The sequence below is a fragment of the Aliterella sp. E5.1 genome, assembly GCF_057473825.1.
In genome coordinates this window covers 1-16,426 of sequence record NZ_JBYCCV010000011.1, presented here as the reverse complement: position 1 = coordinate 16,426, position 16,426 = coordinate 1, and the positions used below count along the sequence as shown (strand labels likewise).

The 16,426-nt window shown below is 43.7% G+C and carries 16 protein-coding genes and 3 pseudogenes; 4 read left to right on the top strand and 15 right to left on the bottom strand.

All coding sequences use genetic code 11. The features are described 5' to 3' along the window. Positions 1-50 precede the first annotated feature (50 nt). On the top strand, positions 51-1,028 hold the full coding sequence (gshB, locus tag AC2VE5_RS06395; RefSeq protein ID WP_486886936.1) for a glutathione synthase: 978 nt from the start codon (positions 51-53) through the stop codon (positions 1,026-1,028). A 29-nt stretch (positions 1,029-1,057) separates the two neighbouring features. Here gshB and ftsZ read toward each other — a convergent pair whose 3' ends face one another. The 6 genes from ftsZ to AC2VE5_RS06365 all read right to left on the bottom strand — a co-directional run bounded on the left by ftsZ (position 1,058) and on the right by AC2VE5_RS06365 (position 8,962). Further along, entirely contained in the window at positions 1,058-2,320 is a 1,263-nt protein-coding gene (gene ftsZ / locus AC2VE5_RS06390; protein ID WP_486886935.1) for a cell division protein FtsZ, read from the bottom strand. A gap of 306 nt (positions 2,321-2,626) precedes the next feature. Continuing rightward, positions 2,627-2,761, bottom strand: a complete 135-nt coding sequence (locus AC2VE5_RS06385; protein WP_486886934.1) for a CopG family transcriptional regulator — start codon at positions 2,759-2,761, stop codon at positions 2,627-2,629. Between the two features lie 89 nt (positions 2,762-2,850). Further along, on the bottom strand, positions 2,851-3,684 hold the full coding sequence (locus tag AC2VE5_RS06380) for a cell division protein FtsQ/DivIB (RefSeq protein ID WP_486886933.1): 834 nt from the start codon (positions 3,682-3,684) through the stop codon (positions 2,851-2,853). 168 nt (positions 3,685-3,852) lie between these two features. Beyond that, positions 3,853-5,703 carry an ABC transporter ATP-binding protein gene (locus AC2VE5_RS06375; RefSeq protein ID WP_486886932.1) on the bottom strand — a complete coding sequence of 617 codons (1,851 nt, stop codon included), beginning with the start codon at positions 5,701-5,703 and terminating at the stop codon, positions 3,853-3,855. Positions 5,704-5,825: 122 nt separating this feature from the next. Next, the gene (locus AC2VE5_RS06370; RefSeq protein WP_486886931.1) at positions 5,826-6,335 is read right to left on the bottom strand and encodes a single-stranded DNA-binding protein; all 510 of its coding nucleotides are present in this window, start codon (positions 6,333-6,335) and stop codon (positions 5,826-5,828) included. Positions 6,336-6,412: 77 nt separating this feature from the next. After that, positions 6,413-8,962, bottom strand: a complete 2,550-nt coding sequence (locus tag AC2VE5_RS06365; protein ID WP_486886930.1) for a sugar phosphate nucleotidyltransferase — start codon at positions 8,960-8,962, stop codon at positions 6,413-6,415. Positions 8,963-9,265: 303 nt separating this feature from the next. On the opposite strand from AC2VE5_RS06365, the gene AC2VE5_RS06360 reads away from it, so the two are divergent. Both AC2VE5_RS06360 and AC2VE5_RS06355 read left to right on the top strand, forming a co-directional pair. Next, a complete protein-coding gene (locus tag AC2VE5_RS06360; protein ID WP_486886929.1) occupies positions 9,266-9,457 on the top strand; it encodes a hypothetical protein in 192 nt (63 codons plus the stop codon). Positions 9,458-9,463: 6 nt separating this feature from the next. Continuing rightward, positions 9,464-10,252 (top strand): cobalt-precorrin-6A reductase, encoded by a 789-nt coding sequence (locus AC2VE5_RS06355; protein WP_486886928.1) that lies wholly within the window; start codon positions 9,464-9,466, stop codon positions 10,250-10,252. 4 nt (positions 10,253-10,256) lie between these two features. Here AC2VE5_RS06355 and AC2VE5_RS06350 read toward each other — a convergent pair whose 3' ends face one another. The 9 genes and pseudogenes from AC2VE5_RS06350 to AC2VE5_RS06310 form a co-directional block, all read right to left on the bottom strand. Beyond that, entirely contained in the window at positions 10,257-10,544 is a 288-nt protein-coding gene (locus AC2VE5_RS06350; RefSeq protein ID WP_486887000.1) for an MSMEG_0570 family nitrogen starvation response protein, read from the bottom strand. A gap of 38 nt (positions 10,545-10,582) precedes the next feature. Continuing rightward, complete coding sequence (locus AC2VE5_RS06345) at positions 10,583-11,224, bottom strand: AIR synthase-related protein (protein WP_486886927.1); 642 nt, start codon at positions 11,222-11,224, stop codon at positions 10,583-10,585. Beyond that, positions 11,128-11,550 (bottom strand): AIR synthase related protein, encoded by a 423-nt coding sequence (locus AC2VE5_RS06340; protein WP_486886926.1) that lies wholly within the window; start codon positions 11,548-11,550, stop codon positions 11,128-11,130. Before AC2VE5_RS06340 ends, AC2VE5_RS06345 begins: the two co-directional genes overlap by 97 nt. Beyond that, a pseudogene (locus AC2VE5_RS06335) lies at positions 11,550-12,051 on the bottom strand (MSMEG_0567/Sll0786 family nitrogen starvation N-acetyltransferase). The gene AC2VE5_RS06340 and the pseudogene AC2VE5_RS06335 overlap by 1 nt, the downstream one beginning before the upstream one ends. A gap of 44 nt (positions 12,052-12,095) precedes the next feature. Next, positions 12,096-12,828, bottom strand: a pseudogene (locus tag AC2VE5_RS06330) (hypothetical protein). After that, positions 12,821-13,255, bottom strand: coding sequence for a nuclear transport factor 2 family protein (locus tag AC2VE5_RS06325; RefSeq protein WP_486886999.1), 435 nt, complete (start codon positions 13,253-13,255; stop codon positions 12,821-12,823). The pseudogene AC2VE5_RS06330 and the gene AC2VE5_RS06325 overlap by 8 nt, the downstream one beginning before the upstream one ends. Positions 13,256-13,272: 17 nt before the next feature. Continuing rightward, positions 13,273-13,830: pseudogene (locus tag AC2VE5_RS06320) on the bottom strand (nitrilase-related carbon-nitrogen hydrolase); the annotation flags it as partial. Between the two features lie 51 nt (positions 13,831-13,881). Beyond that, on the bottom strand, positions 13,882-14,364 hold the full coding sequence (locus tag AC2VE5_RS06315) for an MSMEG_0572/Sll0783 family nitrogen starvation response protein (RefSeq protein WP_486886925.1): 483 nt from the start codon (positions 14,362-14,364) through the stop codon (positions 13,882-13,884). Between the two features lie 349 nt (positions 14,365-14,713). Beyond that, on the bottom strand, positions 14,714-16,210 hold the full coding sequence (locus tag AC2VE5_RS06310) for an RNA-guided endonuclease InsQ/TnpB family protein (protein WP_486886924.1): 1,497 nt from the start codon (positions 16,208-16,210) through the stop codon (positions 14,714-14,716). A 65-nt stretch (positions 16,211-16,275) separates the two neighbouring features. Here AC2VE5_RS06310 and AC2VE5_RS06305 point away from each other — a divergent pair. Continuing rightward, positions 16,276-16,426, top strand: a 151-nt coding sequence (locus tag AC2VE5_RS06305) for a transposase (RefSeq protein ID WP_486886998.1), incomplete at its 3' end; no start/stop codon positions are given.

Here is a 16,426-nt window from a genome sequence, read left to right as displayed (position 1 = left end):
GAGACAAGTCTAATAAAATTTGCCCGTCCACTAATCACAAGACAATAGCTGTGTTAAAACTTGCTTTTATTATCGATCCCATTGCCAAACTAGATCCCAGTCACGATACTAGCGTCGCGCTCATGGAAGCCGCGCAATCTCTTGGTCATCAAGTTTGGGTAACTCAAGCCAACTTATTAAGTGTAGTGGCAAGCAAAGCTTGGGCGACATTAGAACGAGTGCAGTTGCAACCAGTGGAACTGGTAGAAAAACATTGGGTAGTAAATTACCCTTGGTATCAACTAAGCGATCGCATTTTTGCCCCGCTAGAAACGATGGATGCTGTTTTTATGCGTACCGATCCCCCGGTAGATGCCCTTTACCTTTACGCTACGTATATTCTGGACTATATAGATAAAGCCAAAACCTTAGTTGTCAATCATCCCCAAGGGCTAAGGGCAGCTAATGAGAAGATGTACGCCTTGCAGTTTACAAATTCGATTCCCGAAACTATTGTTAGCCCAGAGAAAGAAATTATTAGGGAATTCATGCAGGAAAAAGGGGCGGCAATTCTCAAGCCTTTGGGTAATAAAGCTGGGGAAGGAATACTGTATTTAGATCCAAGCGATCGCAATTTTAATTCTATCGTCGAACTCAGCACGCTCCAAGGTCGGATTCCAGTAATGGTACAGACCTTTTTACCCGCCGCCAAGCAAGGAGACAAGCGGATTATTTTGCTTGACGGAGAACCGATTGGCGCTCTCAATCGACTTTCTAGCGGCAATGAATTTCGCAATAATATGGCAGCCGGAGGGACTGTAGCTACTACAAATATTACGCAGCGAGAGCAAGAAATCTGCAGAGAACTTGCGCCCCAACTGCAAGCTGATGGCTTGTATTTTGTGGGAATTGATGTAATTGGTGGCTATTTAACCGAGGTCAATGTTACCAGTCCCACAGGGATCAGAGAAATCGACCGCTTGGACGCTACTCATTTGGGACAACAAGTAATTAAATGGGTAGAACAGCAGAAGTTGGGAAAAATTTAAGTTATTTTCCCTTCCTCTCAACTAGGTTTCTAGCCGCGTGGCGGTCTTCTTCTTTGCAGAAAATCAGGAATATCTAAGCCTGTTTTTTCTTTGGGTTCATAGGTGACTGCGGGTGGCGGGGCTGTTTCTGGCGCTGTTGCTTTTGTTGATGCTTTGGCAGCTTTGGGTGGTGCAGCGACTACTTCCCCAGTAAACCCCGTAGCTATAACTGTGATCCTAACTTCTCCTTGCAGGCGATCGTCAATCACAGCCCCAAAGATAATGTTGGCATTGGGATCTACAACTTCATATATTCTTTCGGCGGCGGCATTGACTTCGTGCAGCGTCAAATCACTGCCACCAGTAATATTAAAAATAACCCCTCTAGCCCCTTCAATAGAAGACTCTAATAGTGGTGAAGAAATCGCTGCGTTGGCGGCTTCTTGGGCGCGAGATTTGCCCGATCCTACGCCAATTCCCATCAAAGCCGAACCCGCATCTGCCATAATTGCTCGGACATCGGCGAAGTCCACGTTTACTAAACCAGGAATGGTAATAATGTCCGAAATTCCCTGCACGCCCTGACGCAAAACATCATCGGCAAACTGAAAAGCCTCTTGGACGGGGGTCTGTTCCGAAATTACTGCTAATAATTTGTCATTGGGGATGACAATTAGGGTATCTACTCGGCTTTCTAGCCCCTCAATTCCTTGCTCTGCTTGGCTGGTACGCCGCCGACCTTCAAACACAAAGGGGCGAGTCACGACTCCCACAGTCAGCGCTCCCATTTCTTTAGCTATTTCTGCAACGATTGGGGCTGCTCCTGTACCTGTACCGCCGCCCATTCCAGAAGTGATAAATACGAGATCCGCATTTTCTAAGGCTGCCGCAATTTCATCGCGGGACTCTTCTGCGGCTTTTTGACCGATTGCTGGGTTGCCGCCTGCTCCCAAACCCCGCGTTAGCTTCTGCCCTATTTGCAAGCGCTTGACGGCGGCAGACTGTACCAAAGCTTGAGCATCGGTGTTAATTGACCAAAACTCAATTCCCGATACGTTACTAGCAATCATGCGGTTAACGGCATTGCCACCGCCACCACCAACACCAATCACTTTGATATTAGCTACTCGACCGGGGACAATATTATTAATTAAGTCGTCGTCTGTTGCTGGCATTCCCTTGTCGTCGTTGTGACCGAAATGAAGCCCTGTGCTGTTAAAAGGATTGTTAGAATTTACTGCCAGTGTAAATGCTGACTGTCCTGGTGATTGGGAATTATTATGGGCAAGCCCTTGTTTATTATTGAGCGACATTGCAATTTTCAAACTACTTATATAAACGACTTTGGGCAATTTGGCTAAGATACTACAACCCGGTACTTTCAAGAAATCTGTCTGAGCGCATTCAGATTATTTTAGGACAGAGAACAATCTAGGAGTATAGAAACAAGTTTTAGGCAGCTTTGAGGATGATACACACGAGTCAAGAGATTTACTCCTTAGCTTAAAGTTTTGCTAGATAACAAACAAGGTAATTTTGAACCAAAACGAGTCAATTAGCCGCAACAATCGAGCTATTTTTTAGTAGGCTGCTTCTTTTTTGAGGTTCTTTGAACTCTGTTATAGTTTTTGACTCAAAGAGCGAATAAACTCTCGAATCACATCAGTTTTGGTTCTTTGGGCGTTGTGACAATATTGCTCTAAAACTTTCATTTCTGTTTCTGGAAGTCTAATACTGAGGTGACTTTCTAACATGAATGCTGCAATATGCTTTACAGTCCCTAGGTTACACTACCTACGAGAATTTGGCTTAACTTTTGTTTGATATTTGTTCGTAACGGAGGTTATTGGGCGCGGGGAGCGGTTTTTTTGGCTGACTTTTCTGCTGGCGTTCTAGAAGTCATTTGTATGGATGGTTTTGCAGGGTTGGTAAGATCGATATAAGCAATCTCTTGAGGATTTATTTGCTTAGGTAAGGGTCGTCGCATTTGCTCTAACACCTGGAGTTGCTCGCTTAAGCGCGAGCTATAAGCACCCAAATGTACGGTTCCTAGTTCGGTTTTTAGAATCAAATTGTTGGGATTTTGCCAATCAATTTCGCTGACTTTAATATTGAGGTTGCTCACAGCTTGGTAAAGTTGGTTCCAATGAGGTTGATACTGTTCTACTTGCCCCACAACTTTGAGTTTAGGCATTTTGAACTTACCATTAGGCGAGGCATAACTTTGCTGAGGTATCCATACTCCATCTTCGGCGATTAACCCTGGAGTCGAACTTTTGGTTAAAGCGATCGCCACGGGGATTCTTTCAGTAACTTGCACTGTCAAGCTGGGTGGAAATAGCTTGCGCGTCACGCTGGCATCGGCAATTGTGGGCTGGGTTTCCAAAGATTGAGCTAGAGCTTCAGGTTTAATTTCTAATAAAGTTTGCGGGTAAGAAATTTTTAATAACGATTGAATTGCTTGCTTTGATAGCAGTTTGTTCCCCACAACATTAATTTGCCTAGATTCTCTCACTACCCAAATCGGTTGCGTTGCAGCCCAAACTAATCCCCCCAAAAGCCCGCCAATTGCCAAAGTTCTCCACACTGATTTAATTTGTTTTAGTCGTCTATGGCGGCGCAGAATCAAGCGGCGCTGAGCCAATTCTCCTTGAGAAACTGAGGCAATATTGTTCATACTAAAGTTACAATTTAGTTTATTAGTGTAGCTGGCTTATTTCCTTGCTTGGCAAGTAATACTTTTTTCTAAAACTAAATTTTCCCCGCTCGAACAGAACGAGGAGTTAATTTTTTGAGTATATTACCATAATTCTCTAAAATTGCTAGGGAAAATTTAAAATCAATTTTAGCGCGATCGCATTTTTTTGCCTGTAGGAATAGATGCAATCAGGCGGCGAGTGTATTTTTGTTGAGGCGAACGGTAAATACTTTCAGCCGACCCCTGCTCGACAATTTGTCCTTGATTCATGACTAAAATGCGATCGCTCATAAACTTAACTACATTCAAATCGTGAGAGATAAAAATGTACGTCAAGTTAAATTCTTGTTGCAACTCCTTGAGTAGGTTCAATACTTGCGCCTGCACCGAGACATCTAAGGACGAAACCGATTCATCGCAGATGATAAACTTAGGTCGCAGCGCCAACGCCCGCGCAATACAAATTCTTTGCCGTTGACCGCCCGAAAATTCGTGAGGATAGCGATTTACTAAAGCAGGATCTAGTCCCACTCTTTCTAATAATTCTTTGGCAATTTTACGTCGATTGAGATCGCTAGATCCCCTACCATGAATTACCAATGGCTCAATAACCGCATCGCCAATTTTTAGGCGGGGATCGAGAGAACTAAAGGGGTTTTGAAAAATAATCTGCATTTCCTGCCGCAGGTTTTGCAAAGCATGACCTCGGAGTGCAGCGACATTTTGCCCTTCAAACATGACACTGCCACTTATGGGAGTAATTAAGCGCAGCAAAGTCCGTCCCAAGGTCGTTTTACCGCAGCCAGACTCGCCTACTAAGCCCAAAGTTTCCCCAGGGTAAACTTGAAAAGAAACCCCCTTAACTGCCATTACATAGCGTTTGGTTTGACCAAATGCCCCAGCTTGAGAAAAACCTACTTGCAAGTCGCGGACATCTAGCAAAGGCTTTTGCTCAGAGAGGTGGGCTAAACGTTGCTGTAATGCCTCTGGGGTGACTTCTGGGGGTGGAGAGGGGCTTTTTTCTTTAATTTGCACCTCATTGCTATTTGTTGCCTTTACAACTTCCATAAAGTCAGCAACTGTGAGCAGATATTGCGATCGCACTTCCAAGTCTGGGCGACAAGCGAGTAAACCTTTAGTGTAGGGGTGCTGGGGTTTAGTAAATACAGATTCCACACTTGCACATTCCACAATTTGCCCTTGGTACATTACCGCGATTGTGTCAGCAATTTCTGCCACCAATCCCAAATCGTGAGTAATAAAAATCATCGCCATTTGACGGCTTGAACTCAATTCTCGAAGCAAGTCAAGAATAGTAGCTTGTACCGTAACATCCAAGGCAGTAGTAGGTTCGTCGGCAATTAAAACGGCGGGGTTACAAGAAATTGCCATAGCGATCGTTACTCTTTGCAATTGACCGCCAGAAAGTTGATGGGGATAGCGATCAAGTAAGGCTTGTTTTTGCTCGGCAATTTCTCGCTCTAACTTGCGTTTATCTTGTCCTAAAGCTGCTTTAGTCGCAATTAATTGAGCTGCTAATTCTTCGTCACTAGCCAATAACTTAACTTCTTGAAGCAAACCTAATGCTATGCGTCGCGCTTCTTTTTTTGATACTTTTTGATGGCGCAATATAGCTTCTATCAACTGAAATCCACAAGTGTAGACTGGGTTGAGGGCGCTCATTGGCTCTTGAAACACCATGGCAATTTTGCCGCCTCGGTAGGACAGCATTTGCTCTTGGGATAGCTTTAATAAATCTATCCTCGGCGTTTGTTCAGACTTAAACCAGATTTCGCCGCCGCTAATTATTCCTGGACTTGGAACTAAACCCATCAATGCTAAAGATGTGATGGATTTACCCGATCCTGATTCGCCGACAATTCCTAGAGTTTGACCTTGTTCCAACTTAAAGGAGATACCTTGAGCGGCGGAAATTACCTTTTCGTCTGTAATAAATTCAACTTGCAAATTGCGAACATCTAAAACAGTTTCACTCATAGGAATTGTTGGGCGCACAACAGAAAATTAACTGATTTTAACAGTGCTTCTCGTTGCTTTCTGTACGTTTAACTAATATTTGTATTTTGAGCCGTCAGCTACGCGCGTAGCTGACAGAAGTTTTAAAACGGAATATCGTCTACATCAGCGTTGCTACTATAGTCTGGTTGCGGTGCTGGAGGTTCGGGGCGAGTAAATGTACTGCCACTACTTTCTTTTTCTTCTTCGTAAGCATTTGTCGTAGTTGGATTATAGCTAGATCCGGCAGCTACAGGCGATCGCGTTTCATAATTGGTTGCGTCTTCCGTGCTGCTGACGGCAGAACCCATATCGATCCCCGCACCGAGGGGATGAATTTTTTGTACTGTTAATTCGGCTCTTTTTTCTTTGTAGCCATCTAATTGAACGCTGTTCATCGTCAAGCGTCCTTCAATAATTACGCGATCGCCTTGATGGTAAGATTTTTGAATCTCTTGAGCCAAGTTTCCCCAGCCGACTACCTTTAGTCTTGATGGCGTGTCTTGACCGCGCTCGGAAAACTCTACCAACATTTCGGAAATCGCCATTTGGTCGGCGGTAAAGCGCAACTGCGGTTCTTGAACAATTTGAGCCATTAAAATGCAACTATTCATAAAGATTTGCTTCCTAACAAATTTTTGGTGAGTTTGAGTAGATAAATAAGGAGAGACAATGCTCTCCCTGCCTTTGCTTATCCCACTACAGTTTCTTGAGTGTTGATTTCTGTACTTACCTCTTGCTCTTGTTCGACGAATGTTTGAACGCGAGTGCGGTACTCTCTTAAACTCTTATCTACCCAATCTCTATCATTACTGTTAGCGTACAAATGTACCAGTGGTTCGCTGGCATCCGGCAAAATTAATATCCAGTTATCATTTTGAGGATTAATAATTTTGACTCCATCGACTAGCTCTAGCTCTTGGGCGGGGTGCGTTTCTACCAAATGTCGCATCAGCGATCCCTTCACAGTCCACGGACAACGCACGGTGTAAGTTTTGTGATAAACGCGCGGCAATTCTGTCCGCACCGAAGCAAGACTCCGCTCTTGGATAGTCAGCATCTCAATTAGCTTGGCAATCGAGAACATGGCATCAAACCCTGGATGCAACTGCGGGAAAATAAAGCCAATATCGCCGCTTCCCCCCATTACTACATTGGGATCGTTTTGACATTCTTCCATCAATGCTGTGGGGTTGGCTTTGGTTCGAATTACTTTACCATCATGGCGACGAGCAATTTGTTCTACCGCACTAGAAGCATGAATTGGTACTACGACTGTCCCCCTGGGATGAGCCGTCAAAATTGTATTTACCATTAGGGCTGTGAGTATTTCACCACGAATAGGCATCCCCGACTCATCAACTAAAATTAATTGTTCTCCATTGGCTGACACCTGCACCCCAAAGCTAGCTTTTAGTACCTCTACCACCTGACCCAACTGGGTGAGCAATTGCTCTCTTTCTAATGGAGAGACAGCAGAGGGTTTGAGACTGGCATTTAGCACTACCGCATCGCAGCCAAACTTGGCTAAAAGTTGAGGTAATATTGCCCCAGAAACAGAGTAAGTGTAATCAATAACTACCTTGGAATTGCTGTGGCGAATTGCTCCTACATTCAAATTTTTCTCAAAAGCCGTGCAGTAGGTATCGATCATTTGAATTGGATACGTTACATTACCAATTTCATGAATTTGCACCCGCCGCAAGTCTTCTTTGAAGTAAGAACCCTCAATTTTCTTTTCTTTGGACTTGGAAATATTAATGCCCTTAGAATCGATAAACTCAATTAAGATCGAATCTGGGCGATCGGGATGCAAGCGGACGTGAATCCCGCCAGCTACCGATAGAGTAGATACTACTGTCCGCGCCATGGGTAAAGCTGTAGCATCTAAGTTTTGAATATTTACGCCCACAGACATTAAACCCGCAATCAAACTCCGCGTTACCATCCGCGACATACTGCGCTGATCGCGCGATACTGTAACTTGACTGCCAGGTTTTAAGGTCGAACCGTAAGCTGCGCCTAACTTGACGGCAAATTCTGGCGTAATATCAATATTTGCTAGTCCCTGCACTCCGCGCTGACCGAATAAATTGCGCTGGGCGGTGTGACCCCAAATTAAATTGATATTTAAAGTTGCTCCCGATTCTATCTGTTTACTGGGCCAAACACGCACTCCAGGGCTAATTAAAGCTTCTTCTCCTACAGTGGATAAGGAGCCAACTACAGCGCCTTCTAGCACCTGCGCGCGGCGGTCTACGCGCGTACCGCGAGAGATGACGCAAGCCCTTAAATTTGCTTCTTCGCCGATAATTGCTCCATTCCAAATAATCGGACGCTTGATATTCGCATCATTACTAATTGTTACGTTGTCACCAATTACGGTTCCCGCATCAATTTGAACTCGCGCGCCAATTCGGCAGTTATCACCAATTAAGCAGGGAGTGGAAATTTTGGCAGTGGGATCGATAAAAGTATTTTGCCCGATCCAGAGATTGGGAGATTGCTCCTCGTAAGCATAGTCAAGCTTGACTTTGCGATGCAAACCGTCGTACTGACTCTCTCGATAAGCTTCTAAGTGACCGACATCGCACCAATAGCCTTGAGCGATGTATCCGTACATTGGCTCATCGCTTTCTAAGAGTAAGGGAAATAAATCTTTAGAAAAATCACACTCTTGATTTGCTGGCAAATATTCTAGGACGGATGGCTCTAATATATAAGTGCCAGTATTAACGGTGTCAGAAAAAATTTCGCTAGCGGATGGTTTTTCTAAAAAGCGACGAATGCGGTAGTCTTCATCTGTAATTACTACCCCAAATTCGATAGGGTTAGGGACGCGAGTTAATATTAATGTCGCTTTTGATTTTTTGCGCTTGTGAAATTCAATCGCGGCGGTGAGGTCAAAGTCGGTAATGCTATCGCCGCTAATTACTAAAAAAGTTCGATCTAAAAAGTCGGCAATGTTTTTTACGCAGCCAGCCGTCCCTAACGGCTGATCTTCTTCTACGGCATAAGTCATTTGTACGCCAAAATCACTACCATCACCAAAGTAATCGCGGAATACATCGGGTAAATAATAGAGAGTGGCAATTACTTCATTTATTTGATGTCGTTTGAGGAGATTGATGATATGTTCGGCAATTGGGCGATTTAAAATCGGCACCATCGGTTTAGGACAATCACAAGTTAGCGGTCTTAGCCGCGTCCCCGATCCTCCAGCCATCAATACTGCACGCATGATTTCTCCTTTGGGTGTTGGCAATTCGTCGCTAATTTAGAGCTAACGATCGCACTTTAATTATCTATTTTCTTATTTTTCTTTGCTTCTAAGATACTCCCACAAGACACATCCAGGGGAGGAAACAAAAATCAATTGGCGATCGCGCTCCTATACACTGGTATATAGAAGCAGTTATAAATAATTGCTACAGATGAGCGATCGCGGGTAACTTACTAGGGAGTGGCACAATCCCAAAAATGTATAATTATCTAATTGGCAGATTCAATTTCTATTTTGTCATTTCTCAAGAGGTTGAATAAGATGGGTAGTTTTATTACTTTAGTTTTACTAGCCGTCTACGGTGGCGGCGCATGGAAGTTTTGGAACGGTTTTACGCGCACTAATTTTAACGGTGCTTTTACCAATAGATTGCGTCTATCTTTACTATGGCCTTTTCTGTTAGCCTACAGTAAATCTTATCGGCAAAATTTTAGAAAGGCGCTCAAAGGCTAAAAAGCATTGTCAAGTTCTGAAGAATTTGCTTGCCGCCTGTGGCTAATTGGCGGTACTCAAGAAAGCGCCGTCATAGCCGCAGCGATTTCTTGTCATAGTAATATTTCTTGTTTAGTTTCTGTAACTACCGTTTCAGCGCGGAGGCTTTATCCCGATACTCCTAATCTCCAAGTCTGGATAGGACGTTTAAATTCTCAGGAGTTGGAGGAGTTTGTCCAACAGCAAAAGATTACGGCGGTTTTAGATGCGTCTCACCCTTATGCGGTGGAAATTTCCCTCAAGGCGATTTCTATTTGCCAAAAGTTGCAAATTCCTTATCTGCGCTACGAACGCCCAGCGATTCACAGTTTGCCAAACGAGGGAGTAATTGAACTAGATAGCTTTGATACTTTACTTACTGGAGATTATTTGACGGCGGCAAGGGTGCTTTTAACTGTTGGTTATAGATTTTTGCCATTATTTCAGACCTGGCAAGCTAAAGCTACTTTGTTTGCCAGAATTTTACCAAGCCCCATCGCCCTCCAGACCGCCTTAGAGGCAGGTTTTACCCCCGATCGCCTAATTTGTCTGCGTCCGCCAATTTCGGCAGATTTAGAGCGCAGTCTTTGGCAGCAATGGCAGATCGATCTTATTGTCTCTAAAGCCTCTGGTAGTCCCGGCGGTGAAGACGTTAAGCGCCTTGTAGCACAGCAATTGAATATTCCTTTGATTTTGGTAGATAGACCTGTTGTTGCCTATCCTCAGCAAACTAGCGACTTGGCAGTGGCGGTAGAGTTTGCGATCGCCTTTGCCTGAAAATTTACTCGATAAATTGAATAAATCGGACTTTTTGCGGCAATAAAGCCTTGTATTTTGCAGATTTAGCTTCAATTTCTGCTAATTGTCCTAGGGCTAACCCTGTGGGATAGCCATATTTTTTCGCCACGCGATCGCTAGCAATTGTCAAAGCAGCGCGACTTCGCGTCACAAAATCCTCCAAATCATAGTCAGTATTGGGTGTGAAATAGTCTTTGACAACGGAAGACGGAGAATAGCAAAGAGATTCAGAACCGTCAGACCATTGAATTTGAAAGCGGAGTGCTGGTATAGGAAGCTATAAGTTGTTACTGGAGGCAGTTTTGATTGTTATTGCGCCTTTTTATTGGAAAAACCTGTCAAAGGCTGCTTTGCTAAATCCCAAAATACAATTGATTCTTGGTGCGAAGTTAAAACAAGTTGCGAATTTGATTGAATTTGTCCTATTTCTGCACAAACTAAATTTTGGTTGTGAAAACAAGATTTTCCCGCCGCCACATTATTAGGACGAACGCTAAGCAAAAATCCATAGCTAGGAAAACTCAGCAACCAACGATCTAAAGCTAGTTCTTGGGGACAAGGAATTGCATCTAAATTCAGCACCGCACCAGTGCCAGAAGTTTCTAGCAACATCAATAATGTGCCGATAATTCCGCCCATACTGATATCTTTACCCGCATCCCACAACTCATTTTCGGCTAATTGGGGTAAAATAGCCAAATTCTCGCGTAGCTGCACGGGATTAGCCGTAGTTGCCGCATTCCAAAAGTTGTATTGAGGGTGAGGCGTACCTTGAAAATCTATTGCTAATAGAATGCGATCGCCTGGTTGCGCCTTGAAGCTAGATATTAATTGCTTTGCCCGTCCTAAAATAGCTACAGATAAGGCATTATAGAGGCTGTGGCAGTTGGTATGACCACCAACAATAGGGGGATATTGTAAGCCTTTGAAGCTGCTTTCATACCCGCCCAAATAGCTTCGTTATCGCGGGTATTGCTCCACAAAGTATCAACAACAGCGATCAGAGTACCGCCCATAGCATAGATATCGCTGACATTTACCATAATTGCCGACCAGCCTGCAAACCAGGGAGCGCTATCAACTAATAAAGGCAACATACCTTCGGCGGCTAATAGTAGATATCCATCACCATCAGGGATTGCCGCACAATCATCTCCAAGCAGAACTTGAGAAGAAGTCCATTCTTCTCTATCCAAGGCTTGAGCGGCGGTTTGGATATCTTGCTTTTGCAAAAGACTGAGGGATTGATTTAGTTGCGCTGCAAGGGAAGATAACATCAGGAGGCAACAGTTGCTTGAAAATATGTAAGCGATCGCACTTCCGTGCTAGGAGGAGCAAAATTGAGATCGGCTTGCATTAAATGATGAGGGCGATCGCAAATTGTCATTTCTTGAGTAGATTGCCAGTGCAAACGTTGAAAAAAGCGCACGTTTTGCTGTTGTACGGTAGCGAGAAGCTGTTTGCAACCCCAAGTATTAGCCGTAACTACGGCTTTATAAATTAATCCTTTCCCCACTTGCCAGCCTTTACGGTAGTCTTGATGCGTCCCTAGCCTACCGCCGTACCATTTAGCCCGGTTCTATTTCATAAATTCGCACTACACCGACTACTTGGTTATGGGGAGAAATTGCCACGATGGGATATGCAATTTTATCGATTTCATCGCGATCGTCACCGGAAAATAGCTGTTGTTCTTGAGCAAAGATGGCACGACGCAGGGCGAAATAAGCATTAATTTCTTGAGAAGTAGTTGCTAATTTGAATTGATAATGTGACATAGATGTTAATGAATAAAAAATTAGCTTTCTTCTAGTCGCCTTTTCTAGCTGGCAAAACTTTGGATAGCCGAACAAGCCCCACACTTAGCGCAACCTGCCTTAATGTCTGTGGCAGACATCCCCGATCGTTGTAACAATTCCCCTACTTCTTGATAAAGCGCCAACATCCATTTACTGCTAGGGGTGGGATAGTTTGCTAAGGGAGTTCCGGTAATCGGCACAAAAGGCACGACAAAAGGGTACACACCGATTTGAATTAAGCGATCGCTCATTTCTACCAGCGACTTTAAGCTATCTCCCAAACCTGCTAATAATTCGGCTACTTCTGCAAGTTGTTCGGGGGTTTTTCTGGCGATAGTTCTCCCTGCTACTAAAGATTGCCCGAGCGCGCAAAACTGACAAGATGTTGACGTATCGCCGTAACGGATACAAGTTTGTAAAACGGTTGTCGCCAATACATCCTTACTGTGTAATAGAGCAATTTGCTTGTAAGGAATGCCGTCTGATGTAGTCAAACTGTAAAATTTAGGCTCTTGGGGAAAAGAAACCGCACCAATATCTACACCATTTAGTTGCAATCTTTGTTCTTTAACTGTGTAGGGCGAATTTGCTGCGGGACTGTTAAATATAGGAGCCATCACCGTAGTATCATCTAAAGTTACAGCTTTGGTGATCGGAAGGACCAGCCCCACCAATGCGCCCCGCCGCACCGATTTCAACGCTGGCTAATTTCAAACTCTTAGACTGAAGCTCTACAATCAACTGCTGTTTATTCATTCGGGTTTACGCTCCGCCCGCGAAACTTTCTTTGCACTTCTTGAATCGAAACATCGTTAATACTAGCTTCTCGCCTTTGCATCAAACCATTAGCGGCAAATTCCCATTGTTCGTTGCCATAGGAGCGATACCAGTTGCCAGCAGCATCATGCCATTCATACTCAAAACGGACAGAAATGCGATTGTCGGTAAAACTCCAAAGTTCTTTTTTGAGCCGATAGTCTAACTCTTTTGCCCACTTGCGCTGTAAAAAAGCAGCGATCGCCTCCCGTCCGCTAAAAAATTCATCTCGATTGCGCCACTGGGAATCTTCTGTATAAGCTAAGGCAACTTTTTGAGGGTTGCAAGTGTTCCAAGCATCTTCAGCCGCTTGAACTTTGATTAGTGCGGTTTCGAGCGTAAATGGCGGTAAAGGCGGTTTTTCCATAATATCTAGTTTTTTCACTATTTGTTTTGACTTGCAGGTTCAGCTAGGGGATACTGCTCGAAGTTAACAGGTAAATCTGAAGGATTCATTACTGTTTGAGTATCCAAATTTACTTGCAATTGCAGTAATTCTGGGCGGGAGTAGTGACCTACACTGTCCATCATCCGCTTGCGCTTTGTAATTAGAGAGAAATCTAGATCGGCGATCGCCATGCCTTCTCCTTCGGTAATTGGCGTACATAAATGATTGCCTTCAGGGCTAATAATGGCAGTATTACAACCTCCACTCAAAACCTTTTGTAGCTTCTCATCGCTGGTAATTTGAGCGACTTGTTCTTTTGATAGCAAACCTGTGGCGTTGACGACAAAGCAGCCCGCGTCTAAACCATGATGGCGAATTGTTACTTCAATTTGGTCGGTAAAAATTTGTCCTACTAAAGAACCTGGAAACTGCGCGCAGTGGATTTGTTCGTGCTGCGCTATTAAAGCAAATCGCGCCAATGGATTGTAGTGTTCCCAACAAGCCAAAGCACCCAACTTCCCAACGGCGGTATCTAAAACTTTTAAACCCGCACCGTGGACGGCGGCGGCTCGGGTTGTGCGCGAATAATCCACTATGTCTCCTATTTAGAGCGTCCAAGTGTCGAGAATAAAGGCATTATCTTTGCGGTGCATCAAAATTAGATCGAGAACGTCGAGGGGGTTAATCGGACGAATCCCAGGAATTAAAGACGGTTCGCCATGTCCGTACAAAGCTTGCAAGGCAAAGCGACAAGCATAAACTTTGCCACCTTCGGAGATGAATTTAGTAATTTGATTGTTAAAATTTTGCTGACCGGGGAATGGTTCATCGCCAAGCTTAGGAAATCCGCGTTGAATACCGAGAGTTACTCCTGGGCCATAGAGCAAAATTGCTGTTTCAAATCCCTTACGCAGCAAGCGGGTTGCTTGCAATAAATTTATAAATCCAATCGAGCCTTCAAAGGCGACAGTATGAAATGTAACTAAAGCTTTTTCGCCAGGTTCGGCTTTGACATCGGGAAATACTTTTTCTTCGTAATCTACAAAAAAGTCACCAGTTTTGTGTGCGGGCGTTGTAACTTCAGGCATAATATTCTCCTTCGCAGAACTTAGTGCTAATACTAAGTTGCGCTCCGACATAGCAGCAGGGTTCCTGGGGTATAGCCACTTTTCCTGAATTAAGGATGATTTTTTAGAACGCAACTTGGTATAACTATTTGCTAGACTCTGATCGTCCTGCTAGATTAAGTGCTACCTAAGTCAGGGTTTTGTATTCATTCCTACGAAAGTTGCAAGCCTAACAATAAGGCTAGGAAAGGCGATCGCATCTATAAAAACACTAGGCAAATTTTATTTACACCTATCGATTTAGATAGGTAGTTGTTAAGAACCTAGGGCAATGTTATTGACACTCCCCGCTCTAAAGAGACGGGGATTCTTAATTGAACAGTCGCAATTGCAACGGCTCAAATAATATCTGTTTTTCAGGCAATGCCTTAGATATACAGTTCTTGCCCTGATGCCGTTTGCCCGTTGGGGCGGCATCATAACTGACAAGCGTAACTTTGGGACAGTCCGCCCCTAGGTTTTTAACGTCTTTGCTGACGAATTTCAAATTGGCTCGTTTCAATATTGTTCTTGATGCTTGAGTATCGGCATGGTCGATATGACCGCACTCCTCACATACAAACTTTTCACCGTCTCGATTAGCTTTGCTAATATGACCGCAATCAGAACATTCTTGGGATGTATGTTTTGGGTTAACCGATAATACAGGTTTACCAACTTTAGTTGCTAACCAAGCAATTTTTGCAAACAGTTCTCCCCAACTAGCATCAGAAATAGACCGATTTAGACCGCGCTTTGCCGATTGACCGTTAGGCATGAACCGCCCCTTTATTCTTTTGGGCTTGCAGCGTGATTTCATACCTTTAATATTTAGGTCTTCACGGACAATAGCCGATGCCGTTTCTACTACTCTTTTAGCTGCTTTCCAGCCCAAATCGTTGCGCTTGCCTGCTATTTTTTTGTGAAGAACAGCAACAGCAATACCTGCTTTTTTGCGATTATTAGAACCTTTTACTTTACGGTTAACGCGGCGTTGTCTAATTCTTAGTTGGCGGCGGGTCTTTTTATTAGTTGCAAGAAAAGGGTTTTCAATAAAAGATCCGTCTGTTAGAGCAATCAGTTTGTTAATGCCAACGTCGATTCCTACAGCAGAAGTGACCGTTTCAATTGGTGCAATTTCTGGCAAGGGTTCGGGTAGATTAAGCAGTACACTTATGTACCATCCGTCTGCTTCTTTTAACACCGTAACGGTTCTGATATCGGCATCTTCAGCTATTGTACGGCTGTCTAAATATCGCATATTCCCCAATCCAGGAAGATAAATATGCGAGTAGCATCTTTTATGGTTTGAAGTACGATTAACTGTTAATTTTGCTTGAGTTGGTTTGTACTGAAAGCTGTTAAAGTTAGCTGCTTTGCAAAAGGCTGGGAAACCTCGTTTATGGGTGAAGAAACCAGAATAAGCAGTATCTAATTTAGCTAAATTGCCTTGCAAAACATCAGCATTAATACGACCATAAAACGGATTAGTCGCCCTTAATTCGGTTGTTTTAGCAGACTGTACCCCACTAACGGTAAGCCATTTGCCATCTTTTTTAGTTAAAACTAAAGCCGACATTACCCCATGTTTAACTACTGGGCAGGTTAGCGGACAAAAAGAACCGTACTCGATGCGAGTATCAATGTCGCAGAATGCTTTGTACTCATACATTACGCTTTGGTCGCAGTTTTGATTATTCGATTCAAACCCGATTTGTCGCTCTCTCAGGCAATAGTTACGATGTTTCCGCAAGGTCACAAGCCACTCAGCCATTAGGGTTCGTTGCCCCTTATTTGGTTGTAACTTGTAATTCCAGCGTACTTGCATCGTTTTTATTTTGTAGTTATTTTTAAAGTAAACTACAACGAAAACAACGTCAATACTTTTGGGCTATGCGAAAAACATCTTACGAATATCGACACTACAACCACGCGGTAGGGTTAAGCGTTGTGCATTTAGTTTGGATTCCTAAGCGTAGAAAAAAGGTATTAGTTGGCAAAGTTAGAGATAGGATTTTTGAGATATTCTCGGAACTAGCGATTG

Bases quoted from the DNA above. Each gene is read 5' to 3' on its own strand.
- ftsZ (WP_486886935.1), bottom strand. From the start codon at position 2,320: ATGTCGCTCAATAATAAACAAGGGCTTGCCCATAATAATTCCCAATCA.
- AC2VE5_RS06385 (WP_486886934.1), bottom strand. From the start codon at position 2,761: ATGTTAGAAAGTCACCTCAGTATTAGACTTCCAGAAACAGAAATGAAA.
- AC2VE5_RS06380 (WP_486886933.1), bottom strand. From the start codon at position 3,684: ATGAACAATATTGCCTCAGTTTCTCAAGGAGAATTGGCTCAGCGCCGC.
- AC2VE5_RS06375 (WP_486886932.1), bottom strand. From the start codon at position 5,703: ATGAGTGAAACTGTTTTAGATGTTCGCAATTTGCAAGTTGAATTTATT.
- AC2VE5_RS06370 (WP_486886931.1), bottom strand. From the start codon at position 6,335: ATGAATAGTTGCATTTTAATGGCTCAAATTGTTCAAGAACCGCAGTTG.
- AC2VE5_RS06365 (WP_486886930.1), bottom strand. From the start codon at position 8,962: ATGCGTGCAGTATTGATGGCTGGAGGATCGGGGACGCGGCTAAGACCG.
- AC2VE5_RS06360 (WP_486886929.1), top strand. From the start codon at position 9,266: ATGGGTAGTTTTATTACTTTAGTTTTACTAGCCGTCTACGGTGGCGGC.
- AC2VE5_RS06340 (WP_486886926.1), bottom strand. From the start codon at position 11,550: ATGTTATCTTCCCTTGCAGCGCAACTAAATCAATCCCTCAGTCTTTTG.
- AC2VE5_RS06325 (WP_486886999.1), bottom strand. From the start codon at position 13,255: ATGGAAAAACCGCCTTTACCGCCATTTACGCTCGAAACCGCACTAATC.
- AC2VE5_RS06315 (WP_486886925.1), bottom strand. From the start codon at position 14,364: ATGCCTGAAGTTACAACGCCCGCACACAAAACTGGTGACTTTTTTGTA.
- AC2VE5_RS06310 (WP_486886924.1), bottom strand. From the start codon at position 16,210: ATGCAAGTACGCTGGAATTACAAGTTACAACCAAATAAGGGGCAACGA.